Origin of the sequence: Agrobacterium sp. 33MFTa1.1 (assembly GCF_004328495.1) — a bacterium.
Lineage (GTDB): Bacteria > Pseudomonadota > Alphaproteobacteria > Rhizobiales > Rhizobiaceae > Agrobacterium > Agrobacterium pusense.
Genome location: NZ_CP036358.1, coordinates 1,648,797 through 1,663,162 on the forward strand (window position 1 = coordinate 1,648,797; position 14,366 = coordinate 1,663,162).

Consider the following 14,366-nt stretch of genomic DNA (forward strand, 5'->3'; position numbering starts at 1 on the left):
TGCTCCCCACCACAGCACATGCCGGGCAGGCGGAAAAAGGCTTGATCCCCCAGGAGCAGCTTGGCATCCTGCCCGGAAAAGGGAGGCCATCATGAAGGCGTTGCTGCTCATCGATATTCAGAACGGTTTCTGCCCGGGCGGCAATCTGGCCGTTGCCGATGGAGACAAGGTTGTGCCGACTGCCAATGCCCTGATCGACAATGGCGGCTACGACCTCATCGTCGCCTCGCAGGACTGGCACCCGGAAAACCACGGCAGTTTCGCCTCGCAGCATCCCGGCAAGAAACCCTTCGACATGGGCGAACTCTCCGGCAAACCGCAGATGATGTGGCCCGACCATTGCGTGCAGGGCACGGCGGATGCGGAATTCCACCCGGATCTGAAGACGGAAGCTTTCGACTACATTCAGCAGAAAGGCGAAAACCCCGCTGTCGACAGCTACTCCGCCTTTCGCGACAATGACCAGGGCGCGACGACGGGGCTTTCCGATTATCTGACCCGACAGGGCGTGACGCAACTCGATGTCTGTGGCCTCGCCACCGATTATTGCGTCAGTTTTTCGGTGCTCGATGCGCTGGACATGCTGCCCGGCGTCAAAGTCCGCTTCATCGAAGATGCCAGCCGCGGCATCGACCCGCAGGGTATAAAGGCCGCGATTGCGACGATGCGTGAAAAAGGCGCAATCATTCTTAAAAGCCGCGACATATTGCGCGATTAAAGGGAGCTGTGCCTACCACTTTACCGATTGCTGTGCTCGCCACAGGAGCCCTTTTGACGGGCGTCTGCGCGGTGGGTGCATCAGCGCGGCTTCGGTTTCTCCAGCACGTCTATATCCCCCGCCGCGTCCTCAAGACGTCTCAGGATCGCCGCCTGCGCATCGCGAAGCCCCTGATTGTAGAACACATATCCCAATTCCTCCGCCAGAAAATCCACGAAGATTTCCGCCTGCAGAAGGCCGATTTCGGCTTCGGCTTCCCGGGCAAGATAGTTCCGGACACGTGCGGCCAACGCGGCCTTCTCCTGCTTCTCCAGCATCGATCTTCCATGGTCTGATTATTTAGCGGCGTCGGAAGACGGCCACGAGACCGTCCGCCGGCACCATACCGTAACGGAAGCTTCAAGTTAATCAATCGATCCATTCATGCAATTCGTTTGCCAGTCGGACGGGACGGCGATAGAGCGGCGGCAAGGAGTTCCAGAGATGTTCAATAAAGATTTTCGCGAGGGATTGAAGGGCGGTTTTCCGATCGCCCTCTCCGCCGCCCCTTTCGGTGCGCTGTTCGGCGCGGTCGCGGTCGATAACGGGCTGAGCGTCACCGAAGCCACGATCATGAGCGGCACCGTCTACGCCGGCGCAAGCCAGCTCGTCGGTATCGAACTGTTCGGCCAGAAGGTTGCCCCCTGGCTGATCGTTCTTTCCGTGTTCGCCGTCAATTTCCGCCATATCCTCTATTCCGCCGCCATTGCCAGAATGATCTCGAACTGGTCATTCCTGCAGAAGGCCGCGGGTTTCTTCGTGCTGGTGGATCCGCAATTCGCCGAATCGGTGAGGAAATACGAAAATACCGGCACGGTGGGCTTTTCCTGGTACATGGGCTTTGCGGCACCCGTTTATGTGCTGTGGCTGGCCATGACCATTCTGGGCGCATCGCTCGGCAATATGATCGGCGACCCGAAAGCCATCGGCCTCGATGTCCTGCTCCCGATCTATTTCATGGGCATGGTGCTGAGCTTCCGTCAGCGAGAAAATTTCTACCCTGTCATGCTGGCAAGTGCAGTCGGCGCAACGGTCGCCTATCACATCGTCGGTTCGCCGTGGCATGTCAGTCTCGGCGCCGTCGCCGGAATTCTCGTCGCGGTCCTCTATCCGCCGAAACCGAATGGCGCGACGAATTCTGAGAATGGGGTGGAAAAGCCATGAGTAACGTTCTGCACGCAGATACGATTTTCCTGATCGCACTAGCCGCCATCGCCACCTATCTCACCCGCATCGGCGGTTATGTGTTGATGACGCGGATGAAATCCATCCCGCCGCGGATGGAGGCGGGCCTGAACGCCGTTCCCGTGGCGGTTCTCACCACACTCGTCGCACCCGCCTTTTTTGAAGGCGGATACGAGGTGAAGATCGGCATGGTGGGCGCCCTTCTGGTCTGCCTGCGCTTTCCCGGCCTGACGATGCTCGCCATCGGCTGGGCCATCGTCATCGCCATCCGGCATTTCGGGCTGCTTTAAGCAACCCGCTCCAATGGCTTGGTCGCCCCAACGAGCCACGCCTTGACTTCTTCGTCGGTTATCAGGGGAGAAAGCTTCTCCAGCACGCCTGTGTGGTAGGCATTTAGCCAGTTGAGCTCCTCGTCAGTTAAAAGTGCGGTGACCACCAGCCGTCGGTCAATGGGGCACCATGTCAGCGTCTCGAAAGAGAACATTGGCTGGTCGCCTCCGGCCACCTCTTCCGCCTCGCGCACATAGATGAGGTTTTCGATACGGATGCCGAAGGCACCGGGACGATAATAACCCGGCTCGTTCGACAGGATCATGCCGGGCAAAAGCTCCTGTGTCGACAGCCGCGAAATGCGCTGCGGCCCCTCATGCACCGAAAGATAGGAACCGACACCGTGGCCGGTGCCGTGGGCATAATCCGCGCCAGCTTTCCAGAGAGCGATGCGCGCCAGCGGATCGAGATCGCAACCGCGCGTTCCCTTTGGAAACCGTGCGGTGCTTATGCCGATCATGCCCTTCAGGACCAGCGTGAAGAAGCGCTTCTGCTCCTCCGGAACGCTGCCGACGGCAACGGTGCGGGTGATGTCCGTGGTGCCGTTGACATATTGCGCACCGGAATCGACGAGGAACATCTCACCATCGGCAAGTGTGCGATCCGTATCTGTCGTGACGCGGTAATGGATGATGGCGGCATGTGCGCCGGCCCCGGAAATCGTGTCGAAAGAGACATCCTTGAGCGGGTTTTGCAGCCCCTGCCCCACCTTGACGCGAGCCGCCTCCAGCGCCTTGACGGCGTCGATTTCCGTCACCGTGCCGGGCTGCTGGCGATCCAGCCAGCAAAGATATTCGACCATGGCCGCCCCATCCTGCACATGGGCGGCGGCGGAACCGGCAAGCTCAGCTCTGTTCTTGCGCGCGCGGGGCAGACGGACTGGATCGGCTTCCTCGATCAGGGAGCCGCCCGCTGCGGTAATTGCGCCGGTCAGCGCCACTGGCGTCAGATCGGCATCCACCATCACCCGGCCTTTGGCGCTGGCAATGGCGTGCAGGCGATCCGCGATCTTCGACGGCGGCAATTGTGTCGCGAGCTGCGCCAGATAGGCCTCGGCCTCGATGCCGGTCTTGCGCTTGTCGAGAAAAATATCGGCCCTGCCATCTGCATAAATGATCGCGCGGGCGAGCGGGTGCGGTGTATGCGGCACGTCGTTGCCGCGAACATTGAAAATCCAGGCGATGGACGAAGGGTCGGTCACCAGCAGTGCATCTGCCCCCTTTGCGGAAACGGTTTCCGCCAGTGAGGCAATCTTCTCCTTCGCCAGCTCGCCGGTAAATGCCTCTGGCTGGATGACGACGGGCTCCAGCGGTTCGGAGGGACGGTCCTGCCACAGCGCGTCGAGCGGGTTCTTTTCCAGAAGAACGATTGAACCGCCCTTGCCGGCGATCGCCTTTTCCAGCCGCTTCAATTCGGCGCCGGTGTGCAGCCACGGATCGATACCAAGCCGGAAACCCTTTGGAGCATGTTCGGCAAGCCAAACGGAAGGTGGCGCACCGACCAGATCACCACCAGTGAACACTGTCTGGTCAACCTGCGAGCTTAGCTGCGTCGTATAGCGCCCATCGACGAATACCACCGCTTCCGTCCGCGTTACCAGTGCAATGCCGGCGGAACCGGTAAATCCGGTCAACCATGAGAGGCGCTCGGCGCACTCAGGCACATATTCTCCCTGATATTCATCGGCACGCGGCACCAGAAACCCATCGATACCGAGGGCATCGAAACCGGCGCGCAGCGCCTCGACGCGAGCCTTGCCGAATTGCGGCGCGGATTTGTTTTCGAAGGTCTGGAACATGGGCATCTTTCGGGAACTGACATGGAGAAAGCTGTTTGTCGGCACCATCAAATCGTTGGCGCGCAACGACAATGCCACGCGGACAAAGCCGGTTTCAAGACATAAGTGATGCCCGGGATTGCGGTGATAAATTGGGCATATTTTGCGAAATAAGTAATACTGAAGGCTTAGTGATATGCAAAAAATGCATTCCTACCCTGAAATATACCCTCTAACCAAACAAAAACACATCGCTTATATCAGGATCAACACAGCGAGAGAGACACTCTCCTGGCAAACAAGGATTTGAAGCAATGGCAAAATCTTTCCTCCGCACCGCCTTCGATCGCGTCGTTGAAGCACGCGAGCGTCAGGTCAGCCGTCATGTCAACGCCGCCCTTCTGAACCTCGACGACAAGTCGCTCGAAGCGCTCGGCATGAACCGCGCCGATCTGCGTCGCAAGGCAAAGTCCAGCTACGTATTCTGATTTTATCCGGCGCGGCATTCCTCCCTACCCCGCGTCCGGACAGGAATACGTCTACCCGCTTGAGCAAGCTCCTCCCAGGCTCGCGGGTTTTCAGGCGGCGCGAAAGCGCCGCCTTTTTCTTCTGTCCGCAATAAATGTTGCGAGAGCTTCAGTCCTTGCGAAGATGCAGCGTCACCCAGCCATTGCGCCAGATGGTGCGGACATGGGAAAGCCTTGCGCCATTATAGGCGGAAAGCACCTTCCAGCGCTGTGACGCCAGAATGCCCGACAGGATGACAGTGCCGCCGGGTGCCAGATGCGTGACGAGCTGCGGCGCCATCTTGATGAGTGGCCGCGCGAGAATATTGGCGATGATGAGATCGAACGGGCCATGCTTGCGGAAGGCGTCCGAGTGAAAACCCGGCGCCGTCTCCAGCACCATGCCCGAAACAATGCCGTTAAGCCGGACATTTTCCTTCGCCACCCTCACAGCGACGGGATCGATGTCCGTCGCAAGCACGGGAATAGGACGCATCTTGCGCACGGCGATGGCCAGAACGCCGCTGCCAGTGCCGAGATCGAGCGCGTTGCGCACGGGCCGCGCCCGCAGAACCTCTTCGATCATTTCGAGGCACCCCGCCGTCGTGCCATGATGGCCGGTGCCGAACGCCTGTCCCGCCTCGATTTCGATGGCCAGATCGTTCGGCCGCACCTTGTCGCGATCATGAGCGCCGTGAACAATGAAACGCCCTGCCCGGACAGGCTTCAAACCTTCAAGCGATTTGGCGATCCAGTCGACATCAGGAACAAACTCCTTCTCGATGACAAGGCCCGGAAAGGCCGGCGCAAGCAGCGTACTGATGCGCTCGCGAAATTCCTCTTCCTGCTCCGCCATCAAATAGACAGAGGCTTCCCAGATGTCACGCTTCTCGTCCACCTCGGTCGTGGCGATCGCAACATCCTCCTCGCCGAAATAGTCCGACATCAAATCGAGAATTTCACCGGCCTTGATTTCGGTCGTGGTGACGTAAAGTCGGATTTCGCTCACGGCAGGCTTTTTCCTCTGGCTTCGGCTGTTCAATCTGCCTTTGCCACAAAACCGCCCTCAGTCCAATAAGCCGAACGCAATTAAACCTTCGCGCCCTTTAGCAGGTTCTGAAGCTTCTGCTCGGCAACATCGGGATTTTCACCATAGGCGATCGTTCCCGCAAAACGGCCATTGGCATCGAGAAGGATAACGGATGCCGTGTGATCCATGGTGTAATCGCCGTTCGGGTCCTTCTCATCCACCGGCACTTTTTTGGCATAGATGCGATAGCCTTTCAGCGTCTCGGCAATCTTGTCGGCCGGTCCGGTAATGCCGGTGATCCGCTTCGACACGTTGGACACATACTGCTGCATGATTTCAGGCGTATCACGCTCGGGATCGACGGAAACAAAATAGGCCTGCAGCTTGTCGCCGGCCGGATCCACCTTCTCCATCCAGCCATTCAGCTCGAACAGGGTCGTCGGGCAGACTTCCGGGCAATGGGTGAAACCGAAGAACAGCGCTGTCGGCTTGCCCTGAAAGGCTTTTTCGGTAATCGGCTGACCCGTTTGAGCCGTCAGTTCGAACGGCACGCCATAGGCGGTCTCCACCATCTGCTCGCGGGTCTTCGTCATTTCGATCGTCAGCCAGCTGACGACGCCGGCTAGAACGATCACGACCGCCCACAATACGATGCGAATATTTCTCATTGTCCAATCCTACCCCGAAAGCCGGCGCCGTGTCCGGGCGTCCGACAGACAGATAGCGAAGGACGGCGGCGACGGCAAATCAACTGGCCGTATTTGAGCCGACCGCGCTGATTTGTCACAAAGCCCGACGACGGCGCGGCGTCACAGGCACCAGGCGATACCGCTCTGCACGGCGGAAAGGAAAATATCGGTGCCGTGCCGCACCCAGCCGTCAAACGCAAGAAGCACGATGGCAAGCGAAGCCACCACGGAAAGTCCAGCCAGAATAAACTTCAGAGGATGGGAAACGAGCGCGTTCATGTTCCTATCATAGCCCGTCCACGCACAGTCGAAAACCGGTAAAATACTGGAGTTTGCCGTGGCGAGATGGAGAATTGTTAGGGAAAGTTTAAAATCTTGCCATGCATTATGACCCCAGCGGCTTTTCAAGCCTCGACATGATGTCTCCCGGTCCATTCTCCGGCCGCCGCATAAAGCTCAATCCTGCGTGGGCCTGTTAGAGAGCCATCAGAGGAAACCTGCCGTCATGTCCAACGCCATCAAGCAATCCGGCGCATATCTCGAAATCGTTTCCTTTCATCTGGGCGATCAGGAATTCTGCATCGATATCATGGCGATCCGCGAAATCCGCGGCTGGGCGCCGGTGACCCCGATGCCGCACACCCCGCCTTATGTTCTCGGCCTCATCAACCTGCGCGGCGCCGTCATTCCCGTCATCGACATGGCCGGCCGCCTCGGCATGAAAATGACCGAGCCCTCCGAGCGCTCCGCCATCATCGTTACCGATATCGGCGGCAAGCTGGTCGGCCTTCTGGTGGAACAGGTCTCCGACATGATGACCATCCGCTCCGAAGACCTGCAGCCCGCGCCCGATATCATTCCGGAAGAACAGCGAAGCTTCTGCCGCGGCATCGTCGCGTTGGAAAAAAGCATGGTCTGCTTCCTCAACCTCGATACGGTTATCGCCGACGAACTGGCGCGCGAAGCCGCGTAATCCACGGCATCGACATGGCAATTGTGGGGGCGAGCATTACGGCTTGCCCTTTTCCCATGTCACCTGCTGGTTATAGAGCGGCACCGTCGATATCGCCATCTTGGCGGAACCATCGGTCAGTTCCCGCGCGTGCACCAGATAAATCAGCGTATCATTGGCCTTGTCGTAGACGCGGCTGACGACGAGTTTCTTCCAGACCAGCGACATCCCCTGCCGAAACACCTCCTCGCCGCCCTTCGAAAGATTGATGTCACCAATCTCCACCGGCCCGGTCTGGCTGCAGGAGATGGCGTTGTTGGAGGGGTCTTCGAACCAGTTTCCGTTTTTCAGCCGGTCGATGACGCCACGCTCGAAATAGGTCACATGGCACGTCACGCCTTTGATCTTCGGATCAGCGATCGCCTCTATCATGATATCATTGCCGATCCAGTCGACGCCCACCTCGCCAACCACCTGCGAATTCGCCGCAGTCACCGGAAGCAACACCAGAAAGCCCGCAAACAAGCCCGACAGAGTTTTCTTTGTCATCGCATCTTCTCCGTTACGCTGCTTCAAACATAGGTGGAAGCCACCGTTACGCAACCCGGGCGGCAGGCCGTTTTTTCATGCTGCACGGCTGGTAGCCCGTGGCGGTAAGTCGACCGGCCACCATGCCGATTTTCTCCGGCAGATCGCGGATATGGGCGACACTCAATGCCTTGGCCGCCGCAATCGACGCGGCCGCGCAGACAACGGCATCTTCCGCGGCATTATGGTGCACGAAACGCAGCTGAAGGTGATGAGCGATCACATTCAGCTTGTGCGACACCAGATTGGGCCAGACATGCCGGGCGATCTTGACGCTGCACAGATAGGAAAGATCGGGATAGGACTGTCGATATTTGTCGAAGGACGCGCGCATGACGCTGAAATCAAAGGCGGCATTGTGGGCTATCATCGTCGCACCATGGAAGTCGTCGATGAACTCCTCCATCACCTCGGGAAATTCCGGCGCATCCTCGACATCGGCAGGGCGGATGCCGTGCACGGCGATGTTGAAGGGCGAAAACCGCATGTCCTTCGGCCGGATCAGCCGTTCCTCGACACGAACGATCGCCCCGTCTTCTATCCAGGCAAGGCCGACGGAGCAGGCGCTGCCCCGCTCTTCATTCGCGGTTTCGAAGTCGATGGCGATGGTTTTCAAGAGTGATTCCCGTTGTTTCTTCCGGCATAAACCGGATCGGCCTCAAAGAGAACCGGCTTCGCTGGAATGCGCTTCCGAAAGCATCCAGTCGATGAGCGTCACGAGATCGGGATTATCGAGCATACGCCTGGGATAAACGAGGAAATAGGCGAGCGTGCTGGCCATGTCCTTACCGAATGGCGCAATCAATGCACCTTCGGCAAGCTCGCGGGAAACGAGCGAACGCCGGGTCAGTGCAATGCCATGCCCGGCCTTGGCGGCATCCAGCGCGCCGTTGCTGTCGATGAAAACGGTGCCGCCGGACGCGTCGACTTCCGCTGCACCTGCCGCTTCCAGCCAGCGCCGCCATTCATTGCGGTTTTCATCATGCAGCAGCGGGACCGATTTCAGATCGCCCGCTTCCCGTAGCGGGCCGTATTTTTCAAGAAGCTGGGGCGAGCAGACCGGCAACGTGCTGTCATCAATGAAGCGGATGCTCTCAAGCCCTTCGTACCGTCCGAAACCGTGCCGGACGGCCAGATCGACGTCGTCCCTCGAAAAATCCACCAATCGGTTCGTGACGCTGATGCGCACATCCACCTGCGGGTGCTGCTGCTGGAAGGCGGGCAATCGCGGCATCAGCCATTGGACGGCGAAGGTCGGTGTGCAGCTCAGCGTCAAAACGGTGATCTCAGACCGCGCTGTCAGCTCCGCCGTCGCCTCGCGCATCATCCGGAAAGCGGTGCGGAGCGCGCCGTAATAACGCTCCCCCTCGCGCGTCAGCTGGATGCTACGCGGCTTGCGAAAAAACAATTGCACACCAAGCCGCGCCTCCAGCTCCCGGATTTGCAGACTGACGGCGCCGGGCGTGACATTCAACTCATTGGAGGCAAGCGTGACGCTGCGATAGCGCGCTGCGGCCTCGAAGGCCTGCAGCCCTTTCAGAGACGGGAGTTCGGCGGACATGATTTAGCTCAACTCAATTATCGAACGAGAAACAATCGTTTGAAAACATCATAAAACAGAGAGTAAATGAACGCAACAAGACACAGAGCGACGTGAAAACCCATCACCTCCGAGCTTGAGATTTACTCAACCAATATCGGGTGGATGGCGGGGATCCCGTCTGCGATCATGTCGATGCTCATGCGTTGGAGATGATAATGGCGATACAGAAACAGATGGATGCCCGCGAATGGGCGATGCTCGTCGCGCTTTCGCTCCTGTGGGGCGGATCGTTCTTTTTCATCGGTGTTGCGGTCAAGGAACTGCCTCCCGTCACCATCGTCGCACTGCGTGTTACCCTTGCGGCAATCGCGCTTCAGCTCGTCTGCCGCATCATGGGCCTTCGCCTGCCGAGGCAATGGGCGGTGTGGCGCGCCTTTTTCGGCATGGGCCTTCTGAATAACATCATTCCCTTCTGCCTGATCGTCTGGGGCCAGACCCATATTGCCAGCGGACTGGCTTCGATCCTCAATGCCACAACGCCGCTCTTCACGGTTATCGTCGCGCATTTTCTCACCACTGATGAAAAGATGACTGGCAATAAGCTGACCGGCGTATTGGTCGGCTTCGCCGGCGTGGCGACCATGATCGGCCCTGCCGCCTTTACCGGCTCATCCGGCCTCTGGGGCCAGATCGCCGTCCTCGGCGCGGCTATCTCTTATGCCTTCGCGGGCATATTCGGCCGCCGCTTCAAGGCCATGGGCGTGCCGCCGCTGATGACCGCCACCGGCCAGATTTCCTCTTCGGCACTGATGCTGATCCCGGCCGCCCTTCTCATCGACAAACCATGGACACTCGCCATGCCGAGCCTCGGCACGTGGGGCGCGCTTGTCGGCATCGCACTGCTCTCGACGGCGCTCGCCTATCTCATTTTCTTCCGCATTCTTGCCAGCGCCGGCGCCACCAACCTTGCCCTCGTCACCTTCCTCATCCCCGTCAGCGCCATCCTGCTCGGTTCCCTGCTTCTAGGGGAGCAACTGGAAATGAAGCACTTCGCCGGCATGGCGATGATTGCTGCGGGTCTCGCGGCGATCGACGGCAGGCTGCCGTCAAAACTCAGAAGCCTGCTGGGCAACGCACCTGCTTGACAGAATTACACGGCAAAAGCATTGTGCGCCCATGATCGCGAAGCAGAACACCACCCGTCGTCACACCATCACCGGCCACCCGGCAGGGGAAGGTATGTCGTCGCGTTAAGCGATCCATTTCCACCCTGCCAGTCGAGCAGGGTTCGCACTCCTGCTCCCATACGCCCGAGGAGACAGGCATGCAGACTGTGAAATTTGCCGGTAATGAAGATTCGCAATTCAGCTTGAATGAAGTCGTCCTGCGCGCCGCGCGTCTGGACGACGCTGAAGCCCTGACAGAAATGTTCAACCTGCCCGGCGTCCGTCACGGCACGCTTCGACAACCATTTCAGTCGGTTGAAAAAACACGAAAATCGATGGAGAACCGCGGCCCCAACGATATCGCCATCGTTGGCGAATGGCGGGGAAAGATCGTTGCCAATGCAGGACTGTTCCGCAGGGCAGGAAGACAGTCCCACATTGCTGATCTGGTAATCAGTGTCCACGACGATTTTGCCGGCAGAGGTGTCGGAACATACATTCTGGCGGCTTTGATCGACACCGCCGATAATTGGCACGATATCCGCCGCATCGAACTCAACGTCTTCACCGACAATCTCCCCGCGATCCGGCTTTACGAGAAATTCGGTTTTGAACTTGAAGGCACCCTGCGCAACGACGCCTATCGTGATGGCAAATACGTTGATGCCCACGTGATGGCACGACTTCGATAGTCGGTTAGCTGCACAAGTGGTCGGCAAACACTTCCCGAATGGTCCGGCGCGACCATTCGGCCATTTTTTCGTCACGGCCGCGCTCGGCATCCAGAACGATCAGCGCCTTCCATAAGGCCCACCCGCGCCCGCGCTGCCATGTGGCCTCATCCAGATCGAGCGCTCTGCGAAAAACAGCCCGGCTTTCAGCATCAAGCACATTCCACGCGAGAATGAGATCAGAAGACGGATCGCCTACGCCGGAACTGCCGAAGTCGATGACGGCCGAAAGCCTGCCGTCCTTCACCAGCAGATTGCCCTCGGCAATGTCGCCATGCACCCACACCCGCTGCTTTTGCCAATGGCTCGAAAGCGCAAGCTGCCATATCTCGATAGCCAGCGCCTGATCCACCTCACCGGCAAGCCGCGCCGCCGAGGCCTTCGTTTCCCCGTCATAGACTGCAAGCGAGCCCCCGCGGTGAAAGTTATGCGCCCCTGCGACCGGGCCATCCACAGCATCCGCCTCATGTAATGATCTCAAGAACGTGGCGACATCAATGGCAATGACCGACAGATCGACCTTCTCCAGATGCTGAGCAAGCGGTTCCCCTTCGAGCCAGCGATAGACCGACCAACGGAACGGATAACCCTGCCCCGGCTGCCCGAGCGCTACTGGAGCAGGGATCGGAAAAGGCAGGAAAGGCGCAAGCGTTGGCAGCCATCGATGCTCCTTCTCGACCTGCGCCACGTAACGGGTGGCGCTCGGCATGCGGATGAGCATTTCATCGCCAAGGCGAAAACTGCGATTGTCCCAGCCGCTCAGCTCCACCGGCCGAACATCTAACGCCGCCCATTGAGGAAACTGGCTGTCAACCAGCGCCCCGACCTGCTCTGCGCTGACGACGATGCGGTCATCCATGCCTTACCCTCCGTCTCAGGCACAAGCTCTAGCGGCAGAGGACAATATTTCCATGACGCCCCTCAGCCGCCGATCAGCGCCAGCCACTCGTCCTCATCCATGGTCTGCACGCCCAGTTCCGCCGCCTTGGCAAGCTTGGAGCCCGCTCCCGGCCCCGCCACCAGAATATCGGTCTTTTTCGAAACGGAACCGGCAACCTTGGCGCCCAGACTTTCCGCCCGGGCCTTCGCCTCGTCGCGGGTAAACTTCTCCAGCGAGCCGGTAAACACCACCGTCTTGCCTGCCACCGGGCTGCCTTCCGTAGAAGGCTTTTCCGCCTCTTTCGGACGAAGTTCCCTTATCAGCCGATCGATGACGTCTAGGTTGCGTGGCTCCTTGTAGAACTCGACAATGGCGCGGGCCACCACCTCGCCGATGCCGTCGATGGCATTAAGCTCGGCCCACGCATCGCTTGCGGGATCCGCCGCCGCCTTCATGCTTTCTTCGAAATGGTCGTAAGTGCCATAGGAGCGCGCCAGAAGCTTCGCCGTAGTCTCACCCACATGGCGGATGCCCAGCGCGAAGATGAGCCTGTGCAGATCGATCTCGCGGCGGGCATCGATGGCGTCGAACAGCTTCCTGACGCTGACCTTGCCAAAACCGTCGATATTTTCGAGCTTGGTCAGATGGGAAGCATCCTGACGCGCCTTCAGCGTGAAGATGTCGGGTGCGGTCTTGATCGAGAGCGCAGGATCGTCACTTTCGAAGAAGAAATCGATCTGCTTGGTGCCCAGCCCTTCGATATCGAAGGCATTGCGCGAGACGAAATGTTTCAGATGCTCCACCGCCTGGGCCCGGCAGACGAAACCGCCGGTGCAGCGCGTGACCGAATCGAGCTTGCCGGTCTTCTCATTACGCTCCCGCACCGCATGGCTGCCGCAGACCGGACATTTTTCCGGGAAGGCGTATTTTGCCGCCCCGGCCGGTCGCTTTTCCAGAAGCACGTCCAGAACCTGCGGAATGACATCGCCGGCCCGCTGCACGATAACAGTGTCGCCGATGCGGATATCGTGATCTTCCGGGCGGATGCGCTCACCGCTATTCCCGATGCCCTCGATATAATCGGCATTATGCAGCGTGGCATTGGTAACGACGACACCGCCGACAGTGATGGGGGTAAGACGCGCGACAGGTGTCAGCGCGCCGGTGCGGCCAACCTGAATTTCGATATTTTCAACCGTCGTGAAGGCTTGCTCTGCTGGAAATTTATGCGCGGTCGCCCAACGCGGGCTGCGCGAGCGGAAGCCAAGCCGTTCCTGCAGATCAAGCCGGTCGACCTTGTAGACCACACCGTCGATATCGTAATCGAGATCGGGCCGCGCAACACCGATTTCATTATAATGCTCAAGCAATTGCTGGGCGGACGTGAATCGCTTCATCAGCGGATTAACCGGGAAACCCCATTCCCTGAACTTCTCGACGATGCCATATTGGGTATCAGCAATCCGCGTCGGCTGACCGCCATTCGAAACCTCGCCGAGGGCGTAGGCGAAAAACCGCAGCTTGCGTTTCGCCGTCACATTGGCGTCCAGCTGACGCAGGGAGCCGGAGGCAGTATTGCGCGGGTTCACGTAGGTCTGCTTGCCTTCCGCTTCCATCTGGGCGTTGAGCGCCAGAAAGTCGCTTTTGGCCATATAGACCTCGCCGCGCACTTCCACCACATCGGGCGCGTCGGCGGGCAGCTCGTTCGGAATTTCCTTGATGGTCCTGATATTGGGAGTGACATTTTCGCCGGTCGTGCCGTCACCGCGCGTCGCCGCTGTCTTCAGCCTGCGGTTTTCGTAGCGGATGGACATGGAAAGCCCGTCGATCTTCGGTTCCGCAGTGAAAGCAATAGAGTCATCAGGCAGATGCCCGAGGAAACGATAAACCGAACTGACGAAGTCGCGCAGATCTTCTTCCGAGAACGTATTGTCGAGCGACAGCATCGGTCGCGCATGCACGATGGGCGCAAAGGTCGGAAGCGGCGCGAAGCCTACTTTTTTCGATGGGCTGTCGGCCCGCACCAGCGCCGGGAAATTCGCTTCGATGGCGTCGTTGCGCCGCTTCAGCGCGTCATACTCCGCATCGGAAATCTCCGGCGCATCCTTGCCGTGGTAAAGCGCGTCATGGCGGGCAAGCTCGGCCGCCAGAAATGCAAGCTCCGAAGAGGCTTCAAGCTCGGTGAGGTTTTCAACGGGTTTCTGGTCTTTCGACATGACGGCCTCTTTTCGG

General features: G+C 59.0%; 17 protein-coding genes. 7 read left to right on the forward strand and 10 right to left on the reverse strand.

The features are described from left to right. Positions 1-91: 91 nt before the first annotated feature. Positions 92-718, forward strand: a complete 627-nt coding sequence (gene pncA, locus EYD00_RS08465) for a bifunctional nicotinamidase/pyrazinamidase (RefSeq protein ID WP_034498807.1) — start codon at positions 92-94, stop codon at positions 716-718. Between the two features lie 80 nt (positions 719-798). Here pncA and EYD00_RS08470 read toward each other — a convergent pair whose 3' ends face one another. Then, positions 799-1,035 carry a DUF2164 domain-containing protein gene (locus EYD00_RS08470; protein ID WP_004442755.1) on the reverse strand — a complete coding sequence of 79 codons (237 nt, stop codon included), beginning with the start codon at positions 1,033-1,035 and terminating at the stop codon, positions 799-801. A gap of 166 nt (positions 1,036-1,201) precedes the next feature. On the opposite strand from EYD00_RS08470, the gene EYD00_RS08475 reads away from it, so the two are divergent. Together EYD00_RS08475 and EYD00_RS08480 are read left to right on the forward strand one after the other, a co-directional pair. Beyond that, a complete protein-coding gene (locus EYD00_RS08475; protein ID WP_004442756.1) occupies positions 1,202-1,921 on the forward strand; it encodes an AzlC family ABC transporter permease in 720 nt (239 codons plus the stop codon). Further along, a complete protein-coding gene (locus EYD00_RS08480) occupies positions 1,918-2,232 on the forward strand; it encodes an AzlD family protein (protein ID WP_004442758.1) in 315 nt (104 codons plus the stop codon). Before EYD00_RS08475 ends, EYD00_RS08480 begins: the two co-directional genes overlap by 4 nt. On the opposite strand, the gene EYD00_RS08485 is transcribed toward EYD00_RS08480, so the two are convergent. Continuing rightward, positions 2,229-4,070 carry an aminopeptidase P family protein gene (locus tag EYD00_RS08485; protein ID WP_004442760.1) on the reverse strand — a complete coding sequence of 614 codons (1,842 nt, stop codon included), beginning with the start codon at positions 4,068-4,070 and terminating at the stop codon, positions 2,229-2,231. The genes EYD00_RS08480 and EYD00_RS08485 overlap by 4 nt on opposite strands. 293 nt (positions 4,071-4,363) lie before the next feature. On the opposite strand from EYD00_RS08485, the gene EYD00_RS25885 reads away from it, so the two are divergent. Next, positions 4,364-4,537, forward strand: a complete 174-nt coding sequence (locus EYD00_RS25885) for a hypothetical protein (RefSeq protein WP_003522343.1) — start codon at positions 4,364-4,366, stop codon at positions 4,535-4,537. A 148-nt stretch (positions 4,538-4,685) separates the two neighbouring features. Here the strand turns inward: EYD00_RS25885 and EYD00_RS08495 are convergent, their stop codons facing one another. The 3 genes from EYD00_RS08495 to EYD00_RS25890 all read right to left on the reverse strand — a co-directional run bounded on the left by EYD00_RS08495 (position 4,686) and on the right by EYD00_RS25890 (position 6,553). Next, a complete protein-coding gene (locus EYD00_RS08495; protein ID WP_034498804.1) occupies positions 4,686-5,564 on the reverse strand; it encodes a 50S ribosomal protein L11 methyltransferase in 879 nt (292 codons plus the stop codon). An 80-nt stretch (positions 5,565-5,644) separates the two neighbouring features. Continuing rightward, positions 5,645-6,253: a cytochrome oxidase assembly protein Sco gene (gene sco, locus EYD00_RS08500; protein WP_004442764.1), complete on the reverse strand. Its 609-nt coding sequence runs from the start codon at positions 6,251-6,253 to the stop codon at positions 5,645-5,647. Between the two features lie 141 nt (positions 6,254-6,394). Then, positions 6,395-6,553 (reverse strand): hypothetical protein, encoded by a 159-nt coding sequence (locus tag EYD00_RS25890; protein ID WP_006697769.1) that lies wholly within the window; start codon positions 6,551-6,553, stop codon positions 6,395-6,397. Positions 6,554-6,779: 226 nt separating this feature from the next. Here EYD00_RS25890 and EYD00_RS08505 point away from each other — a divergent pair, with 226 nt between their 5' ends. Further along, positions 6,780-7,247 carry a chemotaxis protein CheW gene (locus EYD00_RS08505; protein ID WP_003522339.1) on the forward strand — a complete coding sequence of 156 codons (468 nt, stop codon included), beginning with the start codon at positions 6,780-6,782 and terminating at the stop codon, positions 7,245-7,247. A 36-nt stretch (positions 7,248-7,283) separates the two neighbouring features. Here the strand turns inward: EYD00_RS08505 and EYD00_RS08510 are convergent, their stop codons facing one another. The 3 genes from EYD00_RS08510 to gcvA are packed head-to-tail and all read right to left on the reverse strand — an operon-like array spanning position 7,284 to position 9,375. Beyond that, complete coding sequence (locus EYD00_RS08510; RefSeq protein ID WP_004442768.1) at positions 7,284-7,775, reverse strand: CreA family protein; 492 nt, start codon at positions 7,773-7,775, stop codon at positions 7,284-7,286. 46 nt (positions 7,776-7,821) lie between these two features. Then, positions 7,822-8,430, reverse strand: a complete 609-nt coding sequence (locus EYD00_RS08515) for a 3'-5' exonuclease (RefSeq protein ID WP_004442770.1) — start codon at positions 8,428-8,430, stop codon at positions 7,822-7,824. 42 nt (positions 8,431-8,472) lie between these two features. After that, on the reverse strand, positions 8,473-9,375 hold the full coding sequence (gene gcvA, locus EYD00_RS08520) for a transcriptional regulator GcvA (protein ID WP_004442772.1): 903 nt from the start codon (positions 9,373-9,375) through the stop codon (positions 8,473-8,475). A 197-nt stretch (positions 9,376-9,572) separates the two neighbouring features. Between gcvA and EYD00_RS08525 the strand changes: the two genes are divergently transcribed. Then, positions 9,573-10,502: a DMT family transporter gene (locus tag EYD00_RS08525; RefSeq protein WP_004442774.1), complete on the forward strand. Its 930-nt coding sequence runs from the start codon at positions 9,573-9,575 to the stop codon at positions 10,500-10,502. 179 nt (positions 10,503-10,681) lie between these two features. After that, positions 10,682-11,215, forward strand: coding sequence for a GNAT family N-acetyltransferase (locus EYD00_RS08530; protein ID WP_004442775.1), 534 nt, complete (start codon positions 10,682-10,684; stop codon positions 11,213-11,215). A gap of 4 nt (positions 11,216-11,219) precedes the next feature. Here EYD00_RS08530 and EYD00_RS08535 read toward each other — a convergent pair whose 3' ends face one another. Both EYD00_RS08535 and ligA read right to left on the reverse strand, forming a co-directional pair. After that, a complete protein-coding gene (locus EYD00_RS08535) occupies positions 11,220-12,113 on the reverse strand; it encodes an aminoglycoside phosphotransferase family protein (RefSeq protein ID WP_034498801.1) in 894 nt (297 codons plus the stop codon). 62 nt (positions 12,114-12,175) lie between these two features. Further along, complete coding sequence (ligA, locus tag EYD00_RS08540) at positions 12,176-14,350, reverse strand: NAD-dependent DNA ligase LigA (RefSeq protein WP_004442778.1); 2,175 nt, start codon at positions 14,348-14,350, stop codon at positions 12,176-12,178. Between the last annotated feature and the right edge of the window lie 16 nt (positions 14,351-14,366).